This window comes from Aeromicrobium sp. PFPM2_SD2 (assembly GCF_057364525.1).
The window spans coordinates 1-1,103 of sequence record NZ_JBNFNZ010000623.1 but is presented as its reverse complement, the minus strand read 5'-3'; the positions used below and the strand labels follow the sequence as shown (position 1 = coordinate 1,103).

Sequence of the window (1,103 nt, the reverse complement as noted above, 5' to 3'; positions counted from 1 at the left end):
CCCGTCGTGGTCGTCGCCAGGCCAGGCCGCTGCTCGCCTGGCTGATCGCCCGCGGGTTCGAGGGACGCTCGGCGACCGTCGCCGTCCTGGCCGGCGTGGCCGCCTGCTTCACGGCTCGCGCCGGCCTGGCCTGGGTGCACGCGCTGCTGTCGGAGCGGGCGTCCGTGGCGGTCAAGAGCGGCCTGCGCGACGAGGTCACCGTCGCCGTCCTCGACCCCCGACGGGTGGGGGAGCGGCCGGAGTCCTCGCGCGTCGTCAGCCTGCTGGGCCCCGGCCTGGACGCGCTCGACCCCTACTTCGGCAAGTTCCTGCCGCAGCTCGTGCTCACCGCGCTGGTGCCGGCGACCGTGGTCGTGGCCATCGCCACGACCGACGTGCTGGCCGCCGTGACGGTGGCGATCACGCTGCCGCTGGTCGTCATGTTCCTGGTCCTGGTCGGCAGGCTCACCCGCGACAAGGTCGACCGGCGCTACGAGGCCCTGCAGCGGCTGGGCGCGCACTTCGGCGACGTGCTCGACGGCCTGCGGGTGCTCAAGGTGCACGGACGCCGCCAGGACGCCGGGCTGTGCAAGGTCGGCGACCAGCACCGGCGCGAGTCGGTCAAGGCGTTGCGGATGGCGTTCCTGTCCTCGTTCGTGCTGGAGCTGTTCTCCACGATCTGCGTCGCGCTGGTCGCCGTCAGCATCGGGCTGCGCGTCGTCGAGGGGCACATGGCGCTGGACGCCGGCCTGTTCGTGCTGCTGCTCGCCCCCGAGGCGTTCCTGCCGGTGCGCCGGATGGGGACGCACTTCCACGCCAGCCAGGAGGGCGTCGCCGCGGCCGCGGACGCCCTCGACCTGCTCGCCTACGACCGCGCCACCGGGACGGCCGCCGTGCCGTCGGTCGCGTCGGCACCGGTCGTCCTCGACGCGGTCGGGGTGACCCGTGCCGGCCGGGACGTGCCCGCGCTCGCGCCGGTCTCGGCCACGATCGAGCCCGGCTCGTTCGTCGCGCTGACCGGGCCGTCCGGGTCGGGCAAGTCGACGCTGCTGGACGTGCTGCTCGGCTTCCTGGTCCCGACGACGGACGCGTGCGGGTCGGCGTCGACCTGCTCGCCGCCCGGC

1 protein-coding gene is annotated in these 1,103 nt (G+C 74.8%); it reads left to right on the top strand.

From position 1 onward, the window contains the following. On the top strand, nt 1–1,103 hold a 1,103-nt coding region (locus AC2W7G_RS16950), incomplete at both ends, for an ABC transporter transmembrane domain-containing protein (protein WP_485869470.1).